Genomic DNA, 2,414 nt, shown 5'->3' on the forward strand with positions numbered 1-2,414 from the left:
CACGGGGCCACCTCCCCGCCGCCGGACTCCGGCCGGGTCAGTCGCCGCAGGTACTTCGCCATGATCGCGCACATGTCCACCGACGGATCAAGCAGCCACTGGACCTGTAAACCGTCCATCATCGCGATGATCTCGGCCGCCGTTTCGTCCGGGTCGAGCTCCGGCAGCAGCAGGCCGGCGTCCCGGTCTCGCTCGATGCGACGCGCGACCGACGACCGGACCCGAGCGTAGCGTTTCCGGAAGAACTCGTGCGCGGGATGGTCGGGCTCGATGCTCTCCGCAGCGGTCACCGCGTACAGCCGCATCGACTCCGGGTACTCGGCGTTGTGCAGGCACAACGCAAGGATCGCGTCTACCGCGGTGGTGCCGTCGAACACGCCCGCCATGGTCCTGAAGCTGTCCTCGTCCCGGCGTTCCAGCGCGGCGATCAGCAGCTCCTCCTTGCTCCGGAAGTGATGAAGCAGTCCCGGCTGCGAGATACCGACGGTCGCCGCGATGTCCGCGAGAGACACCCCCCGGAATCCGCGGTTGCCGAACGCCTCCGTGGCGACGTCCAGGATCTGTTCCCGGCGGACGCCCGGTGGCCTACGGTTTCTCACTGACGAGGACTCACCCACGGCCCACTCCTTTGTCTTCCTACGTTCGCTTTGCGTATGGACGTTCGCATGACGACCAGATACTGTGATTGGCGTCACCTTACCGAGTACTCGGTAAGTAACGCTAGAGTTTCCGCACAGTTAATTCCGCACACCGGACCGCCCGTGGACCAGCGCCGTAACAAAAGGCCAGGTCACAACAGCTGAAGGAGTCGCAGATAACGATGACGCATCAGCCGAACTTCCTGATCGTGGTCGCCGACCAGCTCCGCGCCGACGCACTCGGCGCCTTCGGGAGCCCTGTCGCCCAGACACCGAACCTGGACCGCCTCGCTGCCGCCGGGACGTCGTTCACCAACGCCTACGCTCAACACCCGGTCTGTGCGCCGAGCCGCGCGTCGTTCCTATCCGGCTGGTACCCGCACACGGCCGGGCACCGGTCATTCGGCAGCCCGCTCCGCCCGGAGGAGCCGAACTTCCTGCGCACGCTCCGGGAGCGCGGCTACCACGTCACCTGGGCAGGTGACCGGGGTGACGCCTTCGCTCCCGGCGCCACCGAGCTCAGCGCCGACGAACACGGCTTCACCACCGCGCCGACCAGCGGCCGCTGGGCTGGTGGCGCGAGGAACCCGACCGAGTTCCCCAAGCTGACGACGGGCGCGGGTACGCCGATCGACGTGGAACACGACCTGTGGGACCGGCTCTTCTATCAGGGCAGGGTGACCGACGCCGACGACATCGACTTCGACGAGGCGGCCGTGCGGACCGCCGAGGGCTGGCTGGCCGAGCCGCCGGACCAGCCGTGGGTGCTGTTCGCCCCGCTGGTGGCACCGCATTGCCCGTTCCGAGCACCCGAACCGTGGTTCTCGCTCCACGATCGTGACAGCATGCCCGATCCCGTGACCGGCAGCGGGCCCGAGCCGGCGTACATGCAGGCCATCCGCGAGTCCTACGGCACAGACCGGGCCACGCCCGAGGTCTGGCGCGAGGTGATCGCCACTTACCACGGCATGGTCTCCCGGCTCGACGCGCACGTGGGGCGGTTGCTCGACGGTGTGCAGCGGGCCGGACTGGCGGACGACACCGTGACCGTCTTCTTCTCCGACCACGGCGAGTATCTCGGGGATTTCGGCCTGATCGAGAAGTGGCCCTCCGGGTTGCGTAGGTGCATCACCCGGGACCCGGTGATCATCAGCGGCGCGGGTCTGCCCGCCGCCGGGCCGGTCGACGCGATGGTGGAGCTGATCGACGTCTTCCCCACGGTGCTGGACATTGCCGGAGTCGAGGCGACACACCGGCACTTCGGCCACAGCCTGCTGCCCCTCATGCGCGGTTCCACCACCCAGCACCGCGAGTATGCGTTCAGTGAAGGCGGCTTCCTGGTCGAGGAGGAACCGATGTTCGAGAACTCCGGCTTCCCGTACGACCGCAAGGCCGGCCTGCAGCACGAGCGGCCGGAGGCCGTCGGGAAAGCGATCGCGGTGCGCGACGCGCGGTGGACCTACGTGTGGCGCCGGTACGAACAGCCCGAGCTGTACGACCGGACGAGCGATCCGGACGAAGCGCACAACCTCGTTGGCCGGCCCGAGCTGGCGGATGTCGAAGCGCGGCTGCACGAGGCCATGCTGCGCTGGCTGGTCGACACCGGTGATGTGCTCCCGTCCCGCGTGGACCCTCGGCTGCCGGAGGTTGATCTCCCCACACCGGGACGGAGCTCGAACGCCACGCCCGAGCGCCCCGTAAAGCCGGTCTCTTGACGTCTGTGGCGCCCAGGCGGCGCCTCGCGGCGTTGCCGTCGTCGTCCGATGTACCAGCATC

The 2,414-nt window shown here is 68.2% G+C and carries 2 protein-coding genes; one reads left to right on the forward strand and one right to left on the reverse strand.

Annotated elements, in window-relative coordinates; genetic code table 11:
- On the reverse strand, window positions 1-617 hold a 617-nt coding region (locus ELR45_RS28855; RefSeq protein WP_165368199.1), incomplete at its 3' end, for a TetR/AcrR family transcriptional regulator.
- A gap of 203 nt (window positions 618-820) precedes the next feature.
- On the opposite strand from ELR45_RS28855, the gene ELR45_RS28860 reads away from it, so the two are divergent.
- The gene (locus ELR45_RS28860) at window positions 821-2,353 is read left to right on the forward strand and encodes a sulfatase family protein (RefSeq protein ID WP_129669379.1); all 1,533 of its coding nucleotides are present in this window, start codon (window positions 821-823) and stop codon (window positions 2,351-2,353) included.
- The last annotated feature ends 61 nt before the right edge of the window (window positions 2,354-2,414 follow it).

Source organism: Phytoactinopolyspora endophytica (genome assembly GCF_004138495.1).
Taxonomy (GTDB): Bacteria; Actinomycetota; Actinomycetes; order Jiangellales; family Jiangellaceae; genus Phytoactinopolyspora; species Phytoactinopolyspora endophytica.

Coding starts and splice junctions, on each gene's coding strand:
- ELR45_RS28860 (WP_129669379.1), top strand. CDS start 821: ATGACGCATCAGCCGAACTTCCTGATCGTGGTCGCCGACCAGCTCCGC.